At 54.6% G+C, this 20,805-nt stretch carries 19 protein-coding genes; 16 read left to right on the plus strand and 3 right to left on the minus strand.

Features of this window, described 5'->3' with window-relative positions; translation table 11 throughout:
- Nucleotide 1: 1 nt before the first annotated feature.
- Nucleotides 2-1,264, plus strand: a complete 1,263-nt coding sequence (gene odhB / locus CHH75_RS17700) for a 2-oxoglutarate dehydrogenase complex dihydrolipoyllysine-residue succinyltransferase (RefSeq protein ID WP_095398806.1) — start codon at nucleotides 2-4, stop codon at nucleotides 1,262-1,264.
- A gap of 162 nt (nucleotides 1,265-1,426) precedes the next feature.
- On the opposite strand, the gene CHH75_RS24930 is transcribed toward odhB, so the two are convergent.
- Nucleotides 1,427-1,597: a hypothetical protein gene (locus tag CHH75_RS24930; protein ID WP_176475608.1), complete on the minus strand. Its 171-nt coding sequence runs from the start codon at nucleotides 1,595-1,597 to the stop codon at nucleotides 1,427-1,429.
- A 167-nt stretch (nucleotides 1,598-1,764) separates the two neighbouring features.
- Between CHH75_RS24930 and CHH75_RS17705 the strand changes: the two genes are divergently transcribed.
- The 3 genes from CHH75_RS17705 (at nucleotide 1,765) to CHH75_RS17715 (ending at nucleotide 4,127) form a co-directional block, all read left to right on the plus strand.
- Entirely contained in the window at nucleotides 1,765-2,844 is a 1,080-nt protein-coding gene (locus CHH75_RS17705; RefSeq protein WP_095398807.1) for a lactonase family protein, read from the plus strand.
- A gap of 162 nt (nucleotides 2,845-3,006) precedes the next feature.
- Complete coding sequence (locus CHH75_RS17710; RefSeq protein WP_095398808.1) at nucleotides 3,007-3,792, plus strand: SDR family oxidoreductase; 786 nt, start codon at nucleotides 3,007-3,009, stop codon at nucleotides 3,790-3,792.
- An 89-nt stretch (nucleotides 3,793-3,881) separates the two neighbouring features.
- Nucleotides 3,882-4,127, plus strand: coding sequence for a YuzB family protein (locus CHH75_RS17715; protein WP_095266222.1), 246 nt, complete (start codon nucleotides 3,882-3,884; stop codon nucleotides 4,125-4,127).
- 175 nt (nucleotides 4,128-4,302) lie between these two features.
- On the opposite strand, the gene trhO is transcribed toward CHH75_RS17715, so the two are convergent.
- Entirely contained in the window at nucleotides 4,303-5,205 is a 903-nt protein-coding gene (gene trhO / locus CHH75_RS17720) for an oxygen-dependent tRNA uridine(34) hydroxylase TrhO (RefSeq protein ID WP_095398809.1), read from the minus strand.
- A 310-nt stretch (nucleotides 5,206-5,515) separates the two neighbouring features.
- Here trhO and CHH75_RS17725 point away from each other — a divergent pair, with 310 nt between their 5' ends.
- The 6 genes from CHH75_RS17725 to CHH75_RS17750 all read left to right on the plus strand — a co-directional run bounded on the left by CHH75_RS17725 (nucleotide 5,516) and on the right by CHH75_RS17750 (nucleotide 12,523).
- Nucleotides 5,516-6,565, plus strand: coding sequence for an ABC transporter substrate-binding protein (locus tag CHH75_RS17725; protein ID WP_095398810.1), 1,050 nt, complete (start codon nucleotides 5,516-5,518; stop codon nucleotides 6,563-6,565).
- 57 nt (nucleotides 6,566-6,622) lie between these two features.
- Nucleotides 6,623-7,549: an ABC transporter permease gene (locus CHH75_RS17730; RefSeq protein WP_095266225.1), complete on the plus strand. Its 927-nt coding sequence runs from the start codon at nucleotides 6,623-6,625 to the stop codon at nucleotides 7,547-7,549.
- Entirely contained in the window at nucleotides 7,549-8,343 is a 795-nt protein-coding gene (locus tag CHH75_RS17735; RefSeq protein WP_095266226.1) for an ABC transporter ATP-binding protein, read from the plus strand. Before CHH75_RS17730 ends, CHH75_RS17735 begins: the two co-directional genes overlap by 1 nt.
- A gap of 271 nt (nucleotides 8,344-8,614) precedes the next feature.
- Nucleotides 8,615-9,832: a CynX/NimT family MFS transporter gene (locus tag CHH75_RS17740; protein ID WP_095266227.1), complete on the plus strand. Its 1,218-nt coding sequence runs from the start codon at nucleotides 8,615-8,617 to the stop codon at nucleotides 9,830-9,832.
- A 279-nt stretch (nucleotides 9,833-10,111) separates the two neighbouring features.
- On the plus strand, nucleotides 10,112-11,326 hold the full coding sequence (locus CHH75_RS17745; RefSeq protein WP_095266228.1) for a chromate transporter: 1,215 nt from the start codon (nucleotides 10,112-10,114) through the stop codon (nucleotides 11,324-11,326).
- Between the two features lie 285 nt (nucleotides 11,327-11,611).
- On the plus strand, nucleotides 11,612-12,523 hold the full coding sequence (locus tag CHH75_RS17750; RefSeq protein WP_095398811.1) for an NAD(P)/FAD-dependent oxidoreductase: 912 nt from the start codon (nucleotides 11,612-11,614) through the stop codon (nucleotides 12,521-12,523).
- 149 nt (nucleotides 12,524-12,672) lie between these two features.
- On the opposite strand, the gene CHH75_RS17755 is transcribed toward CHH75_RS17750, so the two are convergent.
- Nucleotides 12,673-12,981, minus strand: a complete 309-nt coding sequence (locus CHH75_RS17755) for a hypothetical protein (protein WP_095266230.1) — start codon at nucleotides 12,979-12,981, stop codon at nucleotides 12,673-12,675.
- A gap of 134 nt (nucleotides 12,982-13,115) precedes the next feature.
- Between CHH75_RS17755 and CHH75_RS17760 the strand changes: the two genes are divergently transcribed.
- The 6 genes from CHH75_RS17760 (at nucleotide 13,116) to CHH75_RS17785 (ending at nucleotide 20,718) form a co-directional block, all read left to right on the plus strand.
- Nucleotides 13,116-13,475, plus strand: coding sequence for an antibiotic biosynthesis monooxygenase family protein (locus CHH75_RS17760; protein ID WP_095398812.1), 360 nt, complete (start codon nucleotides 13,116-13,118; stop codon nucleotides 13,473-13,475).
- Nucleotides 13,476-13,651: 176 nt separating this feature from the next.
- The gene (locus CHH75_RS17765) at nucleotides 13,652-14,620 is read left to right on the plus strand and encodes an AAA family ATPase (RefSeq protein ID WP_483310957.1); all 969 of its coding nucleotides are present in this window, start codon (nucleotides 13,652-13,654) and stop codon (nucleotides 14,618-14,620) included.
- A gap of 11 nt (nucleotides 14,621-14,631) precedes the next feature.
- Nucleotides 14,632-15,738, plus strand: a complete 1,107-nt coding sequence (locus CHH75_RS17770; protein WP_095398814.1) for a DUF58 domain-containing protein — start codon at nucleotides 14,632-14,634, stop codon at nucleotides 15,736-15,738.
- Nucleotides 15,735-17,054: a DUF4129 domain-containing protein gene (locus CHH75_RS17775; protein WP_095398815.1), complete on the plus strand. Its 1,320-nt coding sequence runs from the start codon at nucleotides 15,735-15,737 to the stop codon at nucleotides 17,052-17,054. The genes CHH75_RS17770 and CHH75_RS17775 overlap by 4 nt, the downstream gene beginning before the upstream one ends.
- 5 nt (nucleotides 17,055-17,059) lie before the next feature.
- A complete protein-coding gene (gene pulA, locus CHH75_RS17780) occupies nucleotides 17,060-19,018 on the plus strand; it encodes a type I pullulanase (protein WP_095398816.1) in 1,959 nt (652 codons plus the stop codon).
- A 125-nt stretch (nucleotides 19,019-19,143) separates the two neighbouring features.
- Nucleotides 19,144-20,718 carry an S-layer homology domain-containing protein gene (locus tag CHH75_RS17785; protein ID WP_255223060.1) on the plus strand — a complete coding sequence of 525 codons (1,575 nt, stop codon included), beginning with the start codon at nucleotides 19,144-19,146 and terminating at the stop codon, nucleotides 20,716-20,718.
- Nucleotides 20,719-20,805: the final 87 nt, after the last annotated feature.

Genomic DNA, 20,805 nt, shown 5'->3' on the forward strand with positions numbered 1-20,805 from the left:
TGTGAGCGAAATTACTGTACCAGCTATGGGCGAGTCCATCACCGAAGGAACGATATTTAAATGGCATGTCAAAGAAGGAGATGCTGTAAGTGTCGGTGATGTGCTGCTCGAGTTAGAAACGGATAAGGTCAATCTGGAAATCAGCGCGGAAGCGGAAGGGGTTGTGGAGAAAATCCTTCGTCAGGAAGGTGAGAATGTCACCATTGGCGAAGTGATTGGACAAATCGCTGCGCAAGAAGGCGTAACGAAGTCGGCTCCGGCTCCGAAGGCAGAGGAGCCAGCTCCGGCGAAGTCAGAGGCTGCTCCGGCAGCGGAAGCTGTGAAACCACCAGCGCCGGCACCGGTGGACAGCGGAGATGCTTCAGGCACAACCGCTTCGCCTTCGGCACGCAAGCTTGCACGCGAGCGCGGGATTGATCTGGAACAGGTACAGGGCCGCGACCCGATCGGTCGCATCTATCATGATGACGTGAAGAACCATCAAGCGGGTGCAGCCAGCGCTTCGAAGCCGGCTTCCCCGGCTGCGGCAGCCCCAGCTCCTGCTGCTCCTGCCGAATTCACCAAGCCTGTTGAGCGTGTCAGAATGTCGCGCCGCCGTCAGACGATTGCCAATCGTCTGGTCGAGGCCCAGCATACGGCAGCGATGCTTACTACCTTTAACGAAGTTGACATGAGCGCCATTCTGGATCTCCGCAAACGGAGAAAGGATTCGTTCAAAGAGAAGTTTGAAGTCAACCTCGGCTTTATGTCCTTCTTCACTAAAGCGGTAGTGGGCGCGCTGAAGAAATTCCCGCTGTTGAACGCGGAAATCGACGGCGAAGATATTATTGTGAAGAAGTTCTATGATATCGGTATTGCCGTCTCGGCGAAGGAAGGTCTTGTGGTGCCGGTCGTGCGTGATGCGGATCGCCTTGGCTTTGCAGAGATTGAGAAAGAGATCGTGAATCTGGCAGGCAAAGCCCGCAACAACTCGCTGTCGCTGTCCGAGCTTCAAGGCGGCACGTTCACGATTACGAACGGCGGCGTGTTCGGATCGCTGCTCTCGACACCAATTCTGAATACCCCGCAGGTCGGTATTCTCGGGATGCACAAAATCCAGCTGCGTCCGGTTGCCATTGACGAGGAGCGGATGGAAAACCGTCCGATGATGTACATTGCCTTGTCTTATGACCACCGGATTGTAGATGGTGCTGAGGCTGTAAGCTTCCTTGTCACCGTCAAACAGCTTCTGGAAGATCCGGAATCGCTGCTGCTTGAAGGGTAAGCAAGGATCGAACTTGTGCGAACATAACAAAGGCAGGTCTATGGATTTCCATAGCACCTGCCTTTTTTGTGCTGCACTCCAGCCAGCTCCGGTTGTTTCTCCTATGCGTATTTGCATCTCCCCTAAAATGGGGAGGGGTTAGCAGAGAGGTCGGCCGGGAGCTTAGCGGGACTTTTCTTTACTCTTGGTCTTCTGCGGCTCGAGGTCGCGAGGATTCCAGTTCTCCGCCTGGGGCTCCACGTCCTGATGCTTATTTACCTTATCCCGCTGCTCCTGCGAATCATTATCCGTATATTGACGATTTCTGGCTTCATCACTGCTTGGTTGCTTCATGATACATACCTCCTTCAGGATGATGTAGAGTATACATACCCGGTTCCACGAAAAATAAACGGGAGCAAGGTAGCTTAGCATTTGATTTTCGATGGGGTTATCGTTAACATGGAATTTAAAGGTTTAACATATCTCATTGCACGGATGGATGAGAAAGGAGATACATAATGACGATTTCAAATTCACATCAAACCTTATTGTTTACCGGATCCTATGCCGAGAAGGACAGCCCGGGGATCGGGGTGTATCAGTTCCACCAGGAGCGCGGCGAATTAAAGCTGCTGGACGAGGCATCCGGCATTAAAAATCCGACTTTTCTGAATGTGGATATTTCTGCACGCCGATTGTATGCCATTGGCGAAATTTCGGTACAGGGTCAGAAGGCAGCTGAAATTGTAACGTTTGCGGTCGATCCGGAGCTTGGGAAGCTGCAGGAGCTCAGCCGGGTACAAAGTGTCGGCAGTTCAACCTGCCATATCCAGCGGGATGCAGAGAGCAAATTTCTAATTGTATCGAGTTATCATGGCGGCTTGATCGGGCTTCATGCCATCCAGGATGACGGCACTCCGGGGCCGCTTCTGGATGAGAAGCGTCATGCGGAGCTTGTGCAGGTCGCGGACGGACAGCAGCCTCGGGCGCATTCCGCCTTTTACAGTCCGGATGAGCAGTACCTGTTTGTGCAGGACCTCGGTTTGGACAAAATTATGGCCTACACGGTGGATGCCGATGCAAAGAAGCTGAGCTTCCACGGAGAAACCCAGCTGGCACAGGGGGCCGGACCACGGCATTTGACCTTTCATCCGCGCGGGGTCTATGCTTATGTCATCAATGAGCTTGACTCTACCGTAACGGTGCTGCGATACAACCGTGATCAGGGAAGTCTGGAAACGGTGGAGACGGTATCCACATTGCCGCCCGATTATGAAGGCGAGAGCTACTGTGCCGAGATTGCTATATCAACGGACGGGAAGACGCTGTATGGCTCCAATCGGGGGCATGACAGCATCGTTGTGTATCGGGTTGACCAGAACACAGGCAAGCTGACCCCGCTGCAATATATGCCGACCGGGGGAGGGCATCCAAGGCATTTCAGCTTGATGCCTGGCGGCAAATTTCTGGTGGCTGCGAATCGTGATGGCAACAATCTGGTGCTGTTCACTGTTAATCCGGATGACGGATTGCTCGCTCCGAGCGGGCATACGGTTACCCGGGACAAGCCGGTATGTGTGAAGCCGGTCGTATTTTAACCAACCCAATGATGTGTTCTTCATCAGGAGCTGTTCTGCATGCTGTACTTGCAGAGCAGCTTCTTTTTCCTCGCTTATCGCAACAGGAACACGATTCAGAGCGGAAGCGAACGGGTTATGTTATAAACAGAGCAAGCGAACTTTAGAAGGGGGTGGCACTTGATGCACAAACGATTGAATGGTAAAGTCGCAGTCATTACAGGAGCCGGGTCCGGGATCGGTCGTGCCGCAGCCCTTCTGATGGCAGAGCATGGAGCCAAGGTGCTGCTGATCGACAAGGAAACTGAAGGCATTCAGAAGGTCCGCAGCCTGATCGAGGAGGCGGGCGGCGAGGCGTTAACGGGTCAATGCGATATTTCGGATGGAGCCGCGGTGTCTGAATGCTTGCAGCTTGCTGCCAGAGAATGGGGCGTCATCGATATTGTGTTTGCCAATGCAGGGATTAACGGCGTGATCGCGCCGATCGAGACGATGGAGGACGAGGAATGGGATGCCACCATGAACACGAATCTGCGGGGCACCTTTCTTACTATCAAGCATGCGATTCCTCACTTGAAATCAAGAGGCGGGAGCATCATCATCACCAGCTCAATCAACGGCAACCGCGTGTTCACCAACTTTGGCTTCTCTGCCTACAGCACAACCAAGGCGGGGCAGGTTGCTTTCATGAAGATGGCTGCGCTGGAGCTCGCCCGTTACAAAATTCGTGTCAACGCGATCTGTCCGGGCGCCATCAGCACGAACATTAGCGCCAATACGATGATCAAACCGGAGGTGAAGGAGATCCGGGTTCCGATTGAGTATCCCGAAGGCGATCAGCCGCTCGCCCACGGTCCGGGACAGCCGTCCCAAGTCGCGAAACTGGTGCTGTTCCTGGCTTCGGATGATTCCGATCATATAACCGGCTCGGAAATCTATGTGGATGGCGCTGAATCGCTGATCCATTAGTCGGACTGCGAGGCTTCCGGATTTGACAAATCACCGCAAGTTCCCCATAATGAATTCATATTTTTATATAGAGGATTGTGGTGATCAGGATGGGCATTGTCGTGGTCGAGATCTGCGACAGCAACTTGATGAGTGCTTTGGAGCTGGAGCATTTGGAGGACTTGTATCCCGAAATCGCAGTCCTGCGCGCGGATTGCATGAATCTGTGCGGCCTGTGCAAGCTGCGTCCCTACGCGCTCGTCAACGGGAAGCGTGTATTTGGTAAATCGACCGAAGAATGCATCGAGAAGATCAAGGCAGCGATTGAAGAAGAGCTGGCGGTCTACGGTATGTAAGCATTCCGGAAGGGATGTGTCATAGATGAGGAAGAGGGGCCGTGTGCGTCAAGCTAGTGACGCTTGCGGCTTCTTTTCTTATGCACATGGCCAATAAAGTAAAAAATGCGAGAACACGGAACGATCGTCCGTATCTCGCATAATATTATTGGCGTTACCGGTTAGCTTCTGTCGATCAGGAGGCGTTGTGGCCTGCCAACACAATCTCCTCGCATTCCTTGGAGCAGCAGGCATGATGCAGCTCTTCGCACTCCTCGCAGCAGATGTGCTGAAGATGGCAGGCATCGTTGTCACAGTTGATGTAGCGGTCTTCCGCTTTGCCGCAGTGATGGCATTTGCCTACAATGACATCCTCGTCAGTCTGGTTGATCGGAACCGAGATCCGCTCGTCGAACACATAGCATTTCCCGTCGAACAGGCGTCCCTGCACCTCAGGGTCCTTGCCGTAGGTGACGATGCCCCCGTCAAGCTGGGCCACGTCCTGAAAGCCTTCCTTGATCATGAAGCCGGTCAGCTTCTCGCAGCGAATGCCGCCCGTGCAGTAGGTGAGGATCGTTTTATCCTTGTGTTCGCTCAGGTTTTCCCGAATCCACTCCGGAAACTCGCGGAACGACTGTACATCCGGACGAATCGCATTGCGGAAGTGTCCGATATCATACTCATAGTCATTGCGGCCGTCAAGCACGATGACGTCATCGCGCTGCAAATATTCGTAGAATTCCTTCGGCGCCAAGCGCTTGCCGCTGATTTCGTTCGGATCGAGCTCGTCCTCGACACGAAATGTGACCAGCTCCTGACGGTGACGGACGAACATTTTGCGGAAAGCGTGGCCTTCCGAAGGATCGACTTTAAATACCATGTCAGCAAACAGCGGGTTTGCTTTCATGTCGCGCATATACTGCTCGGTCTGCTCGATGGTGCCGGACACGGTGCCGTTAATGCCCTCGGAGGCGACGAGAATACGGCCTTTAAGCCCGAGTTCCTTGCAGTATTGAAGATGCTCATCCTTGAACGCTTCCGGATCGGGGATGTGCACGAATTTATAGTACAGAAGAATTTGGTACGATTGTTCAGCCATGGTTTTTACCACCTATTCTATATTGGAAATTACTCATTGGATTGAAAATTAGGTATACTTATAGAATTGTAGTGAATTGAGCCCACTTAGTCAATTTAAATGTATAGAAAGTTTGTCATCATTTGCCGGAAATCCGGATTGACGAAACGGGGGAGCAGCATATAATATATTCATAATAGACCGTTGTTCAAATTGTTCAATTGGAACAATATTTATTTTTACTTTAATGCTTTTTCCGGTAAAAGCGGGGAAGCGTTGTCGCTTTTAGTCGAAACGAACGGTTTATCAAGTAGAGAGAGGGGTTATTCTTTTGAAGAGAAAAATGTGGCTGTCCATGGCCTTGTCCGCATTGCTGCTGGTCGCGGCAGGCTGCGGCAACAATAGCAATAATACAGAGCCGAGCGAAATGCCGGGCACCGGTTCCGGTGAACAGGCGGAGACAACATCCTACAGCATTGCCTTTTCCCAGTATGTAGAGCATCCGTCGCTGGACGCGACAAGAGAGGGGATTCTGGCGGCGCTGAAGGAAGCTGGTATTTCCGAAGAAGACAACACATTAAGCATTGACTATAACAATGCACAAGGCGATCCGGGCAACAACTTGTCCATCGGCCAGAAGCTGGGAAATACGAAAGCGGATCTCGTCATTGCGATTGCAACGCCTTCCGCGCAAGCTGTGGCCGAGAACGTGAAGGAGAAGCCGATTCTGTTTGCAGCCGTTACCGATCCGCTTGATTCCAAGCTGGTCAATGACCTGAAGCAGCCTGGCGGCAATATTTCCGGAGCTTCGGACACGAACCCTGAAGCTACGAAGCAGCTGATGCGCTTTGTGAGCACCCATTTCCCGGATGTGAAGACCGTGGGTCTGATCATTAACGAAGGGGAACCGAATGCAGTCGTGATGGCAAGAACGGCTGAAGAGGCGCTCAGCGAGCATGGGATTGAAATGGTGAAAGCCGCGGTCACGAATACGTCGGAAGTAAAGCAGGCCGCTGAATCGCTCGTAGGCAAGGTAGATGCGTTCTTTATTACCCTTGATAACAATGTTGTCAGTGGTGTGGATACGATTATCGAAACAGCCAAAGCCAACCAGATCCCGTTCTTCTCCAGTGACCGTGACACGGTGGAGAAGGGAGCCTTCGCGACTGTCGGCTTCAAATACTACGATCATGGTTATCAAGTAGGCCAGATGGCGGTTGAAATTTTGAAGGATGGCAAAAATCCGGGCGAGATGGAAATTACCGTACCGGATAAGCTGGATCTGATCCTGAACCTTGGGGCTGCGGCTGATTATGGCATTGAAGTGACCGATGCCATGAAAGAGGAAGTTAAAGATCCGGAAAACAACATCATCGAGTAACGCCAAGGCGCGGAGTGAACAGCCCGCGCCTTGCTTAATGCTGAAGGAGGTCAATACATGCTGGATTTTCTGAGCCGGCTGGATGGTCCGATTGAATTGGGACTGTTATACGCTTTAATGGCGTTAGGAGTATATATTACATTTCGAATTTTGGATTTCCCTGACTTGACGGTCGATGGGAGCTTTACCACAGGCGGCGCGATTGCCGCAGTCATGATCACTAGCGGGATCAATCCGTGGCTGGCGACCTTGTGTGCGTTTGCCGGAGGGGCGCTTGCCGGGATCTGTACAGGCCTGTTGCATACGAAAGGGAAGATCAACGGCCTGCTGTCCGGGATCATCATGATGATTGCCCTGTATTCCATCAATATGAGAATCATGGGCAAGCCGAACATTTCACTCAGTCAGCAGGACAAAATTTTCGGGTCGATGGACCCGCTCTATGTCATGCTGATCATTGTCATCATCGGCAAGCTGCTGCTGGATGCTTTCTTCCGGACCGATCTTGGGCTGTCTCTTCGGGCTACAGGAGATAACAAACGGATGATTCGCAGCTTCGGGGCGAACACGGACAATACGACGATTCTCGGACTCTGTATCTCCAATGGTCTGGTGGCGCTCTCCGGGGCTGTAGTGGCCCAGCAATCCAGCTTTGCCGACATTGGGTCCGGTATCGGGATGATCGTAATCGGCCTGGCATCGGTCATTATCGGGGAAGCGATTCTTGGAACAGGCTCGGTATTTCGGACAACGCTGGCCGTTATTTGCGGTTCGATCATTTACCGAATCGTTGTTGCGGCAGCATATGAAATTCGATGGCTGGAAGCATCGGACCTTAAGCTGATCACAGCCATTATCGTCATCATTGCCCTAGTGGTCCCTACGATCCGGAAAGCGTTTAAGCAGCGCTCACAAGCGAGAAGGCGAACGATCGAACTGACAAACGCCACGCACGGGCAAACGACAGAAGGGGGGACGCGATAATGCTGGAACTGAAACAGGTGTCCAAGCTGTTTAACCCCGGAACGGTCGATGAGAAGGTTGCGCTCATGAACATTAACCTTCATCTGAAGCCAGGTGACTTTGTTACAGTGATCGGCAGCAACGGAGCGGGCAAATCGACATTGATGAACATCATTTCCGGCGTTATGAAGCCGGATGCCGGCGAGGTGCGGATTGACGGCAGCCCGGTGGGCCATCTGCCGGAGTTTCGCCGCAGCCGCTGGATCGGCCGGGTCTTCCAGGACCCGATGGCTGGAACAGCACCGCAAATGACGATTGAGGAAAATTTAGCAATGGCTTACCGGCGGGGACAATCCCGAGGCTTGAGCATCGGCGTTACCGCTGCGAAGCGGAAGCATTTCCGGGAGCAGCTGGAGCGGCTTGGCATCGGGCTGGAAAATCGTCTGCGGGCGAAGGTTGGCATGCTGTCAGGCGGAGAGCGGCAGGCGCTCAGCCTGCTGATGGCGACGTTCACCAAGCCGCAAATTTTGCTGCTGGATGAACATACGGCGGCGCTTGATCCGGCCCGGGCGGATTTGATCACCCGGATTACGGAGGAAATTGTCCGTGATATGAAGCTGACAACTTTAATGGTTACCCACAACATGGAGCAGGCGATCCGTCTAGGAAACCGTCTGATCATGATGGATAAAGGCCGTATCATTCTGGATGTGAACGAGGAGCGGAAGCAGACATTGACGGTGGAGCAGCTGCTGGGTGAATTTGAACAAATCAGCGGTCAGAAGCTCTCCGATGATCGTATGGTGCTGGGATAACGCTGGACACGATGCGAGATGGAGCCGTATCCTTACTGAAGTTATTATAGGAGGCGAACATTTGGGCTTTACTTTAGCCCGGAGGTTTGCCTCCTTTTTGATTCCATCGATTATTATAGGGTTCGGCATCCCCCGTTTGGGTACAATAGGTGTACCCTCTTCCCTGATGCTCTCCTGAGATTCGGAAAGCGGGGGTAGTCCTTTTTAATGTCATATGTTAAAATCTGATGAGTTAATTTTTACATATTTTTTTGGTGAGGAGTTTGCAAAAATGGTTTCATCTTCAACAAGAGAATCCAACCCAAGATCATCGAATACGGTCAGCACCGGATTGTTGTTTGCAGGAATGATTCTCGTTGCGATTAACTTAAGAGCCGCGATAACGTCGGTCGGACCGCTGATCGGCATGATCCGCGAAGGTGTTGGCATATCCAATACCATGGCCGGCATGCTGACGACCATCCCGTTGCTGGCCTTTGCGTTATTATCCCCAATCATTCCATCCATTGGGCGCAAGCTGGGCCTGGAGGCTACACTGCTCCTCAGCCTGGTCGTATTGACACTCGGTATCGGGATGCGATCGATTGCATCCCCGATAACGCTGCTGCTTGGCACAGCGCTGCTCGGCTCCGCAATCGCTGCAGGCAATGTGCTGCTCCCCAGTCTGGTGAAGCGGGATTTCCCGCATCGCATCGGCCTGATGACAGGCGCTTATTCGGCCTCCATCAATCTGATGGCTGCAGTGGCATCAGGAGTCAGCATCCCGATTGCCGTGCAGCTTGGATTCGGATGGCAAGGCTCGCTGGGGATATGGTCGCTGCTATCGGTTGGTGCGGCCGTTCTATGGTTCCAGCAGTGGCGAAATCGGCCAGCAACCAAAGCGGTGAGCGTCGCTAATGCCCCCGGCAAGCAAGCGCTTTTTCGTTCAAAGACGGCCTGGTGTATTACGCTGTTCATGGGCATGCAGTCATTTACGTTCTATGTCAACATATCGTGGCTGCCGGAAATTTTGCAAAGTCAGGGCATTCCGGCGGTGACTGCTGGCTGGATGCTGTCGATCATGCAATTTGTCAGCATTCCGTTCTCCTTCATCATTCCGATTCTGGCCGGGCGAAACCCGGATCAGCGGACATTGCTCGCCGTGTCCCTTGTGTCGATGTTTATCGGGTATGGCGGCCTGCTGATCGGATGGACTTCGCTTACCTGGTTCTGGGTGATTCTGGTCGGGATTGCAGGCGGCGCCAACTTCAGCCTGTCCCTGATCTTCTTCACGCTGCGGACCCGCACTGCCCAGGGCGCTGCAGCGATGTCAGGCATGGCACAGTCCATAGGTTATCTGTTAGCCGCTGTCGGACCGATGCTGATCGGACTGCTGCATGATATGACGTCCGGATGGAGCCTGCCGTTGATGATGCTGATGGTGGTCACGAGCTTGTCTCTCGTTGTCGGTCTGGGCGCTGCCAAGCCCGGCTACGTCAGCGACAATTAATATGGATCCCCGCCGAACAGGATGAAAGGATGAATGGTGGTTAACAGCCACACTACGAGGAAGACTGCACCCGCGCGGATTAACAACGCGTTTAGGTGCAGTCTTTTGTAGGTTAAGAGCGTGATCCATCCTTCTGGGCGTTTGTTAATAAAAAGCACTAATTTAGTTTACATAGCGTTAACAAAAATATGTAGATGGGTTGTTTCTGTTTATAATATGCTAAATGGAGGATTTCATGGACTAGTATATTGTCAAAAGAGAAAAAGGAGCGTTACGCTGATGTCGAATTACAACGGGCAAGGAATGGAACAAGGGGAGCGAATCAGCAAAGGAAGAGCGGTATTTGAGGCGGGCTGGACCGCGCTCAAGCTCGGATTGACTTCTTTCGGTGGACCGATTGCGCATTTGGGTTATTTTCACCAAACTTATGTCAAGAAAAAACGCTGGATGGACGAAGAGAGTTATGCCGATCTGGTGGCCTTATCTCAGTTTCTTCCGGGTCCGGCAAGCAGTCAGGTCGGCATTGGGGTAGGTCTGACGAGAGCAGGGATGTGGGGAGCCATTGCGGCCTGGCTAGGGTTCACGCTGCCTTCCGTCGTTGTGCTGATGATTTTTGCAGGACTGATGCATACGTTTGATCCGGGAGCAGCCGGCTGGATTCAAGGCTTGAAGATTGTTGCTGTGGCCGTTGTGGCCCAGGCCGTGCTCGGCATGGCAGGCAAGCTTGCAACAGGGCCTGTCAGGGCGGGGATTGCCTTTCTCGTCATGGCGATTGTTCTGCTGTGGCAAAGTCCGCTTGCTCAAGTGATTACAATTGCGGCCGCAGGTTTGGCCGGACTGTGGCTGTTCAGAAGAGAGCAGGCGAAAGAGGGGAAACCTGACCTGCCTGCCATTATTAGCCGCAGGACCGCCATCTTCTGCCTCGGGCTATTCGCTGTGTTGCTGGTTGGACTGCCGATTGTAAGCGGCATGACAAATAATGAATGGATTGCCATTGTGGACAGCTTCTACCGGGCAGGCTCCCTCGTATTCGGGGGTGGACACGTCGTTCTGCCTCTGCTGGAAAGCGAAACGCTGGCCAACGGCTGGCTGAGCCGGGAGGAGTTTCTGACCGGATACGGGGCGACACAGGCCGTACCTGGGCCGCTCTTCACCTTTGCGGCCTATCTCGGCATGATGATCAACGGCATTGCCGGCGGGATTGTGGCGACACTTGCCATCTTCCTCCCCGGTTTTCTGCTGATCGTGGGCGCCCTGCCATTCTGGAACGGCATGCGCCGGAACGCCAAGCTTCAAGGGATGCTGACAGGGATGAATGCGGCGGTGGTCGGCATTCTGTTCGCTGCGCTGTATCACCCGATCTGGACGTCCTCGATTCATTCTCCGGTTGAATTTGTCATTGGGGCAGGGCTGTTCGGGATGCTGATGTTCTGGAAGTGCCCGCCGTGGCTGGTCGTATTGGCAGGGGCAGTGGCCGGTCAGCTGCTGCTGTAACGAATGGAATGAGGAAAGCGGGGGGGGATGCTGCTGCTTTCCAAACGGTTCAGGAGTTATCTCCTGGGCCGTTTTTTTGTGCTGTCATATGAGGCGATTCTTTCATGAATGGATCATAATTCGGGATTTATAACCGAGTAATTCCCGCCGATTGGTTAAATATTAAATGGGACTCTTGCATAAGAGCAGCCTGGTATTGCAGATACGGAATGCGTAAAATGGCAGCGGCGCTGCCGGAATCCGGAGCAGCAAGCCAGCACAAACCAAAGCCAGGAGGGAACAGCCATGGAAGATTGCATCATCATCGGCGGCGGGATCGCCGGTTTGCAGGCCGCCATTCAATTAGGCCGCTATTCAGTGCATCGGGTACTGGTGATCGACAAAGGAACGGGGAGATCGACGCTATGCCAAGGCTATCATAACATTTTGGGCTGGCCTGACGGGGTGGCGGGAGAGACGCTGCGGCGCCTTGGCCGAGATCATGCGGCCTCCTATGGCGTTCAGTTCGTCCAAGATACGATTGAGGATGCGGAGAAGATGGAGAGCGGATTCCGGCTTCGAGGCGCAAGCGGGAACCGTTATGAGGCCAAAACCTTGTTGATGGCAACGGGGGTCACAGATCGTTATCCGGAGCTGCCGGGTCTAGTGCCAACTCTCGGACGTTCTGTATATGTGTGCCCGGACTGTGACGGCTATGAGATTCAGAATCGCAAAACGGTTGTGATCGGCTCAGGGGAGCCGGGCGCTTCCATGGCGGTGCTGCTGCATGAGCGGACACAGGACATCATGTACGTGAATCACGAGGGCGTTCAGCCAGAGCCGGAAACGATGACAAAGCTGTCCGAGCTTGGCATCCCATATATCGAGAAGCCGATAGCTGAGGTGCAGTGCAGCGAAGATGGAATCATATCCGGCCTGCTGCTGAGTGATCAGCAGGCCCTATCTGCGGAGCGGGGGTTCATCGCTTTTGGCGGGAATACAATTCATTCGGATCTTGCGGCCAAGCTTGGGGCGGAGCTGGAGCACAACCGTCATGTGAAGGCGGATCCGCGCTCGAAACAGACCAGTGTGAACAATCTGTGGGTCGCAGGGGATCTGGCGGTACACTCGGAGCTGTCGACGGCAGCGATGGGCGACGGAGCGATTGCTGCCATCTGGATTCATAAAGCGCTGAACAAAATGAATCATAAAGGCTAGAGCGTAACGAGAGCGATGTGCCCGTCCATCATGGAGCCGGTCCCCGAGAACGGGCACCGGCTCCGCTCCGGACGTCGCTGTATGGCTGGATGCCCCAGCCATTATTCAAGGGCGGATCGGGACGCTTATGAGGTCCGGTCGTTGATTGATTATACTTCTGTCAGTCCGAAGCGCGGGATATGCTGGTCGTTCGCATACTTTTGCAGCAGCTCCGCCTGTCTCGGACCGATCAGGTCAAAATGCGGGTAGGGCTGTCTGTTGTGAATGTATCGCGGATCCAGCCCGTTCTCTTTACACCAGCGTGTGAGCAGATTCAGATCCGAGCAACCGACTTTGGTAACGGTGGTGTATTGCGGAAAGCGCGGATCAAACCAATAGTGAGTCAACAAAGCGATCCCGCCCCGGCCCACAATCTCCTTCCACTGCTGCAGTTCCTGTTTGGATATGCCGAAGGCCATGTCTGAGTCATCATCCTTACCTGAGGTATTCATAGGTATTATACCAGCATATACTGGGATGACCTAATCAATTCAAATACCGGCAGTCGTACAGTTCGAGCGCTGTCAGCTGCTGAAGCAGGGGGAGATGGATCATGATTCTGCAAACCGCCACATTGCATATTAAACCGGGTCTTGCCAGTGAATTCGAGAGCGCCTTTCGGGCTGCTTCAGGCAAACTGATCACCAAAAAAGGATACATAGATCATGAACTGCATAAATGTGTGGAAAACAGGGACGAGTATTTGTTTTTTGTACGCTGGACCGGCATCAAGGATCATCTGATCGGCTTTCGAGGCCACCCCGATTATGCGGAATGGCTGTCAATGCTTGAGCCCTTCTACAGCCAGGCGCCGGAGATGCGGCACTATGTCGATATTCGCGCGACCGGAAGAGAGCAGGAGGACGAGGAGAGTGAAGAGCTGCACGCATCCTCTCGGGAGGAGAGCCCGTAGGAGAGCTGCGGGCGATTTCTTCGATATCACGCGCCGGCCGGAATCCCGATAGATTACTCGCTGGGCTCGTGTGCCAGAGCTGCAAGCGGTTGATTTTTGCGCGCTTAAACAGGAATTAAGGGGAGGCGTGACGAATTTTGATGTAACCCGATGATAAAGGATGAGGAGGGATTACGATCGAGAATCTGGATCATGTTCGTCAGCTAGCCGAACAAATACGAAGCAATGTATCGACGGTCATCGTAGGGAAAGAGTCTATGATTGACAAGTTATTTATCGCAATGGTCACCGCAGGGCATGTACTGCTGGAGGATGTGCCGGGCACGGGGAAAACGCTGCTGGCTAAAGCGGCCGCCAAATCGGTGAACTGTCAGTTTACGCGGGTGCAGTTCACACCGGATCTGCTGCCGTCGGATTTGAGCGGCATTTATTTTTATAATCAGAAAATATCGGAATTCGAATTCCGCGCCGGCCCGCTGTTCACCAACATTTTGCTGGCCGACGAGATCAACCGGGCAACGCCCCGTACGCAGTCCAGCCTGCTGGAATGCATGGAGGAGCGGCAGATCAGCATCGATGGCGTCACTCATCGTCTTGCCGAGCCGTTCCTCGTCATTGCAACGCAGAACCCGCTGGAGCAGCAGGGAACGTTTCCGCTGCCGGAAGCCCAGATGGACCGCTTTTTGTTCAAGCTGAGCATGGGCTATCCTTTTTCCGCGGAAAGCGTTCAAATTTTAAAGCGCTTTAAGGACAGGCAGCCGCTGGAGGAGCTTCAGGCGGTGGCGTCTTCTGACAGTATCATCAAGGCGAGGGAAATCGTCAGCAGCGTGCATGTCAGCGATGAGATGCTGTCTTATATCGTCGCTTTGGCGGAATACAGCCGCCAGGAGGCGTCTGTTGCGATCGGAGTCAGCCCGAGGGGTTGCCAGGCGATGCTGAAGGCGGCGCAGGTACAGGCTGTGCTGCATGGCAGAAGCTTTGTTGTCCCTGATGATGTGAAGGAGCTTGCGGAGCCTGTATGGGCCCACCGTCTTCAGCTTAAAGGGCTCGGGATGAATCGCGGAGGCGGTGTGAAGGCGGAGGAGATCATTCGCCGTATGCTGAGCGAGGTCCCGGTGCCGGCTGAAGAGGGTGTATCGTCCTAGGAGGGATTCTGATGGATGCATATTGGATGCTGCTGCTCGCAGCGCTTGTCATTGGATTCCAAAGCTTTATATTTCGGAAAACGGCATTTCGCAAGCTGAGTTACAGCCGCTCCTTTCAGGTTTCTTCCTGTTACGAAGGCGACAAAATCGAGCTGATGGAAACGATTGAGAATCGAAAGGCGCTTCCGGTGCCATGGCTTCGAGTGGAGTCCCGGTTCCGGACCGGGCTGCTGTTTGGAAGCCAGCTGAATCTCGATATTAGCGAAGGCCAGCACAGTCAAAATCACAAAAGCTTCTTCAGCCTGATGCCCTGGACCAAAATCGTCCGCCGCCACCAGATTACCGCTGCCCGCAGAGGGGTGTACAAGCTCGGCACGGTCACGATGACCTCCGGCGACCTGCTCGGACTGTCATCGATGGTGCGGAGTCAGGCGCTCGAAGGTGAACTTACCGTATACCCGAACCCGATTGATATGCACAATATGGAGCTGCCTGTACGCAGCTGGATTGGCGATCTTGTCGTCCGCCGCTGGATTATGGAAGATCCGTTCCTGCAGTCTGGCGTTCGGGCGTACCGTTCGGGAGACCCGCTCAAGGATATTCACTGGAAGGCCAGTGCCAAGGCAGGCAGCCTGCAGGTGCATCAGCGAGATACGACTGCGGACGGCCGCGTCCTAATCTATTTGAATGTGGAGGATCACGAGCAGATGTGGACGCATGCGACGAAGCCGGAGCCGATTGAATATGGCATTCGGCTAACCGCCGGGATCGTCGTACATCTGCTGTCACAAGGGATGGAAGCGGGTTTTGGCACGAACGGGACGCTTGAAGAGGAGCAGGAAACCCATGTTTCGATTCCCGTAACCGGGGGGAAGAATCATCAGGAGCAGATTTTGAGCACCCTGGCAAGGCTGGAATTAACGCGCAGAATGTCATTTCATGACTATCTGGCAGCGGAGCTGGAACGGTTGGAAGAGGCGCGGGACATTCTGATTCTGTCCACGTATATCAGCCCGCGACTGGAAGAGATGCTTAGCCGATTTGTGAGCCGGGGCCATACGGTAACGATTCATATACTGGATCAGCAGGCTGACGGGGACCAGGAGGAATCCGCATGAAAATAAATCGTTCAGGCATCGGATATCCTGTTGTACTGCTTCAGGCCGTGGTTGAAATCCTGTTGTTGTTTCCGCTTATCTATATTCCGGCTTACTATTTGCTATCCGCCGAGCGCCTCTGGGGGTGGCCTGCGCTCATTCTCGCAGGTTACGTGCTGGGATATTCCGGAACCCGGGTGTGGAAGCTCAGTCGACTGGCATCTGCCGGGCTCTGGGCTTGCATTACGGCATCCGTGCTGGCGATCGCCATGACAGGGACCGGTCCGGCGCTGCTGTTCACATGGCCGATGATGTTTGCAGCCGGCTACCGGGGAATCCGGATGGCTCATAACGGCTGGGATGCATTGTTTCCCGGTCCCTATTATCTGGCCGGTCTGCTGATGCATGGCGGTTCAAGCTTCGTGCTAAGCTTCCAGGAGTCCGTGCATGATCTGCGGACGATGCTGGCCTGGACCGGCGCGCTGGCGCTGATCGCTACGCTGCTGGTGCTCAATCAGAGAATGGTGCTGGAGCAGACCCTGCCGGGGAAGGGGGCGCCGGTGCTGGAGCGCCGCGTCCTTCGGCATAACCGGGCGCTCATTGTTATCCTGCTTCTTATTACAGCGGCCGTTGTTGTTCTTCCGCGACTGCAGCAGTTCGTAGGAGACATGATCCGCAGGTTCGCTGCCTGGATCGCTCAATGGTTTCAGTCTACGCCTTCCGAGGTGCCTCCGCCCGAGCCTGAGGTGATTCCGCCGACGCCGGAGCTGCCTTTTGGCGATGAGACACCCTCGCCATCCCCGTGGCTGGCGTTGCTGGAGCAAATCGTGATCTATCTGGTATACGCGCTGCTGATCGCGGCGATGGTATTCGCCTTGTACCGGCTGGGCAAGCATCTTCCGCGGCTGCTGCGCAAGCTTTCGGCGTGGATGAATCGCCGCTTCTCACACCGGGAAGGTCAGGAGATGCTTGGCTATGAGGACGAAATCGAGCAGATCGAGCATGAGCCTGCCGGACGTAAGCTGCTGCAAGGCCTGCGGCGGCGGTTTGCCGTCCAGAGGGATGAGCCGGCGGCAGACAACGCGGCGGCCGTGCGTCAGACGTACCGGCGGATATTGTCACGCAAGATCAGGGAAGGCTATCACTGGAATGCGGCCTTAACCCCGAGAGAAACCGGACGTGATCTGGACCACTGGAAAGGAACGGGCGGCGAGGCCGAATCGGAGCTGCCCCCTGAATTGATTGAATTATATGAAGTGGCCAGGTATGGCGGCAGAGCGCCGTCGGATGAAGAGGTGCAGCGCGTGCTGAAAGCAAGCAAGAGACATAAGGAGTGATCCGAATGGCGGTGCAGAAGGATAGGAATATCCGGATCGATTACGGGAATCCGGAAGTGACCAAGGGAGTATCTGTTCTATCACAGCAGTTCGACGAGTTGTATGTCTATGATGGCGCTGACCTGGGACTGACGTATACCCCCGCACATTCCAGCTTCCGCTTGTGGGCACCGACAGCGAGCAAGGCGTATGTGCTGCTGTACAGCGATTGGCATTCCGAGACGCCGGAGCGTCATCCTATGCGGCGCGATGTGAAGGGGACGTGGGTGCTGCAAGTGGACGGGGATCTGGCCGGACGATACTACACCTATCTGGTTCAGGTCGGGGAGCAGTGGAATGAAGCTTGCGATCCTTATGCGACTGCGGTGGGGGTCAACGGAGACCGGGCGGCGATTGTGGATCTTCAGACAACAAATCCGAAGCGGTGGAAGGCGGAGCGCCCGCCATTAGCCCATCCGGTCGATGCCATCATCTATGAGCTTCACATTCGGGATTACACCATTCATCCCGGCAGCGGCGTGCGCCAGAAAGGACGCTATCTCGGTCTGACCGAGCCTGGCACGAAGGGCCCTGCACAGATTGCAACCGGTCTGGACCATCTGACCCAGCTGGGCGTGACGCATGTTCAGCTGATGCCGGTGTTTGATTACGCGACTGAAAGCGTGGATGAGACCCGGCTCCATGAGCCGCAGTATAACTGGGGATATGATCCGAAAAATTACAATGTGCCTGAAGGCTCCTACGCGACCGATCCGTATAAGCCGGAAGTGCGGATTCGCGAGTTGAAAACGCTGATCCAGACGCTGCACGATCACGGTCTTAGGGTCATTATGGACGTGGTGTACAACCATGTGTACGACGGTTATGTTATCCATTTTACGAAGCTGGTGCCCGGCTATTATTTGCGGTACAAGCCGGATGGCTCGATGTCCAACGGGTCGGGGTGCGGGAATGACTGCGCGACAGAGCGCCCGATGATGCGGAAGTATATTGTGGATTCGGTTCTGCACTGGGCACGTGAATACCATATTGACGGCTTCCGCTTTGACCTCATGGGACTGATCGATGTGGATACGATGAATGAGCTTCGGCGCAGGCTGGATCAGATCGACCCATCGATTCTGATGCTGGGGGAAGGCTGGGTCATGGACACCGAGCTGCCTGACAACGAGCGGGCGAATCAGTCGCATGCGCCCCGGATGGCGAGAGTGGCTCATTTTAACGGGGACCTTCGGGATGCGGTGAAAGGGGAAGTGTTTGATGAGGCCAAGCCCGGCTTCGTGAATGGGGGGACCGGGTTCGAGACGCGTGTGAAACAGGCGGTTGCCGGGGCGATCACGTATTCGGAGCAGCTGCGCTCCTTTGCCGCCGAGCCTGATCAGTGTGTCAATTATGCCGAGTGTCATGACAATCATACGATGTGGGACAAGCTGAGCCTGTCGGCAAAGGATGCTCCGGAAGAGGAGCGACGGGCCATGCACAGGCTGGCTACCGCTATCGTTCTGACCTGCCAGGGGATTCCGTTTCTGCATGCCGGCCAGGAGTTTTACCGCACCAAGCACGGCGTGGACAACAGCTTTAATGCAGGCGACGAGGTGAATCGGATCGACTGGGAGGCGGCGGCTGCCCATCAGGCTGACGTGCGCGCGGTTCGGGAGCTTATTGAGCTTCGGCGCCGCCACCCGGCCTTTCGCATGCGAAACGCGGAACAGATCCGGAAGCATTTGCGGTTTGAAGAGGGACCGGCGCACACGGTCGCCTACACGCTGCGAGATCACGCCAACGGGGAACGTTACCGCCACCTGTATGTGCTGTATCACACCAGGTCCGGGGTGACCAGACTTGCCCTTCCACCGCTGGGAAGCTGGGAGCCGGTGTTTGGTGCTGCCCATATCGAACATCAGACGACCGATACCTTGACGGTTCGAGGCATCGGAATGGTCATTCTCGGCTGTGACAGGTAAAATTACCAGAAAGTGATGCATGCTTCCTTCTATCAACTTCTGATATGGTTGAACATATCTGAACAGATAGAATCGAGGCGTAACTGGTGAAAAAATGGATGTTGTCTTTCACGCTGCTGTCCTTAATGGCTGCAGCAAGTTGTAATCATGCATTGGCTTATGCTAAAGCTCCGAGTCCCCCTTCGTTTCATGACGTATCCGGAAGCTTCGCCCAGGAAGCGATCGTTCGCCTGGCGGGCAAAGGCATCGTGAACGGAGATGGACAAGGGGCTTTTTTACCGAAAGATCCGGTCACGCGGGCCGAATTTACGGCCATGCTGCTGCGAATGCTGGAGCTCCAGCCGGTACATAATGATCTGCAAGCTTTTCGGGATGTCGATGAATCAGCCTGGTACTATGGCTACATTCATGCAGGGGTCAATCTTTCGCTCGTAGAGGGCAATGGTTATCTCTTTGAACCGAATCGCATGATCAACCGTCAGGAGGCTGCCGTGATGGTGATGCGGGCGCTGAAGCAAACAGACGGTTACACCGGCCATTTGGAAGGCGTTTATGGCGATGCATGGCAGATCGCATCATGGGCCCGCTCTGCTATAGCCCACTCAACGGATGCCGGGCTGCTGACAGGCGACCGGGGGAAGTTCCGACCGCTTGACCTGATGACGAGGGAAGAGGCGGCGGCACTGCTGGACCGCGCACTGACGGCAGGCGATGTGTCGGCGGCGGTGGAAGCGGGGAGGAAGGCGAGTGATGCCACAATTCGGATGGGCTGGCTCTACAACGGAACAGCGTCACAGTACATCGCCTACGCCAAGCGAGCTGAGCTGGATGTGCTTGTTCCGCGCTGGTACTTTCTTGAGCCATCCGGAGCATTGACCGACCATACGGATGACCGGCTGCTTCAATGGTCGAGGTCAAGCGGCACGAAGGTATGGGCGATGGTCGGGAACAGAGGCAATGCCGAATCCACGCATCAACTGCTGAGCAGTGCCGACAAACAGAAGGCGGTCATCAGCGCATTGCGCGGTTATGTGAACAAGTACGATCTGGACGGCATCAATCTTGATTTTGAAAATGTGCGGCCCGAAGATCGTGCGGGGCTTACTGCGTTTGTTGCCTCTTTGTCGACAGAGATGCATAAAGCGAATGCGGTCTTGTCTGTTGATGTATCGCCTGACTTGAACACGGATTGGACGGCCGCCTTTGATTACGCGGCGCTTGGCCATTATGCCGATTATATCGTGCTGATGGGATATGATCAGCATTGGTCTGGATCGCCGAAAGCCGGATCCGTCTCTTCCCAGCCCTGGCTATCCGGTGCGGTGAACAAGCTGCTCACCCAGGTGCCGGCCAGCAAAAGCATCCTCGCCGCCCCGCTGTATACGCGGGACTGGCAGCTCGGGCCGGCGGTGACCTCCCAGGACATCAGCCTGGTGGAGCAGGGCGAGCGGATCCGCCAGCGCCGGGCTCAGCTGGCCTGGGATGAGGTGATGGGGCAATACACGGCTTCCTATACGCTCAGCGGGAATGCGCGTCGCATTTGGACCGAGGATGCGCGTTCCTTGTCGCTCAAGCATGCGATTGGCGCGAGCCGCGGTCTAGCGGGGTATGCTTACTGGTACATGGGCGGAGAGACAGCGGATGTGTGGCCTGCCATCACGAATGCTCTGCAATTTACGGATTATCGGTTCAAGCTGTAGGTACGCGTTCAGCCTGAACACAGCAGAAAAGCACCGGCTCGCCGGTGCTTTTTCATGTTTGGCTGAATCACTACAGGCTCGAGCCTG

The organism is Paenibacillus sp. 7541 (assembly GCF_002276395.1).
GTDB classification, from domain to species: domain Bacteria; phylum Bacillota; class Bacilli; order Paenibacillales; family Paenibacillaceae; genus Paenibacillus_AQ; species Paenibacillus_AQ campinasensis.

Excerpts from the sequence above, each read along its gene's own strand:
- CHH75_RS17715 (WP_095266222.1), top strand. The coding sequence starts at position 3,882 with ATGGGCATTGTCGTGGTCGAGATCTGCGACAGCAACTTGATGAGTGCT.
- CHH75_RS17785 (WP_255223060.1), top strand. The coding sequence starts at position 19,144 with ATGGCTGCAGCAAGTTGTAATCATGCATTGGCTTATGCTAAAGCTCCG.
- CHH75_RS17730 (WP_095266225.1), top strand. The coding sequence starts at position 6,623 with ATGCTGGATTTTCTGAGCCGGCTGGATGGTCCGATTGAATTGGGACTG.
- CHH75_RS17705 (WP_095398807.1), top strand. The coding sequence starts at position 1,765 with ATGACGATTTCAAATTCACATCAAACCTTATTGTTTACCGGATCCTAT.
- CHH75_RS17775 (WP_095398815.1), top strand. The coding sequence starts at position 15,735 with ATGAAAATAAATCGTTCAGGCATCGGATATCCTGTTGTACTGCTTCAG.
- CHH75_RS17735 (WP_095266226.1), top strand. The coding sequence starts at position 7,549 with ATGCTGGAACTGAAACAGGTGTCCAAGCTGTTTAACCCCGGAACGGTC.
- CHH75_RS17760 (WP_095398812.1), top strand. The coding sequence starts at position 13,116 with ATGATTCTGCAAACCGCCACATTGCATATTAAACCGGGTCTTGCCAGT.
- CHH75_RS17710 (WP_095398808.1), top strand. The coding sequence starts at position 3,007 with ATGCACAAACGATTGAATGGTAAAGTCGCAGTCATTACAGGAGCCGGG.
- CHH75_RS17755 (WP_095266230.1), bottom strand. The coding sequence starts at position 12,981 with ATGGCCTTCGGCATATCCAAACAGGAACTGCAGCAGTGGAAGGAGATT.
- CHH75_RS17745 (WP_095266228.1), top strand. The coding sequence starts at position 10,112 with ATGTCGAATTACAACGGGCAAGGAATGGAACAAGGGGAGCGAATCAGC.
- trhO (WP_095398809.1), bottom strand. The coding sequence starts at position 5,205 with ATGGCTGAACAATCGTACCAAATTCTTCTGTACTATAAATTCGTGCAC.
- CHH75_RS24930 (WP_176475608.1), bottom strand. The coding sequence starts at position 1,597 with ATGAAGCAACCAAGCAGTGATGAAGCCAGAAATCGTCAATATACGGAT.
- pulA (WP_095398816.1), top strand. The coding sequence starts at position 17,060 with ATGGCGGTGCAGAAGGATAGGAATATCCGGATCGATTACGGGAATCCG.
- CHH75_RS17740 (WP_095266227.1), top strand. The coding sequence starts at position 8,615 with ATGGTTTCATCTTCAACAAGAGAATCCAACCCAAGATCATCGAATACG.
- CHH75_RS17770 (WP_095398814.1), top strand. The coding sequence starts at position 14,632 with ATGGATGCATATTGGATGCTGCTGCTCGCAGCGCTTGTCATTGGATTC.
- CHH75_RS17750 (WP_095398811.1), top strand. The coding sequence starts at position 11,612 with ATGGAAGATTGCATCATCATCGGCGGCGGGATCGCCGGTTTGCAGGCC.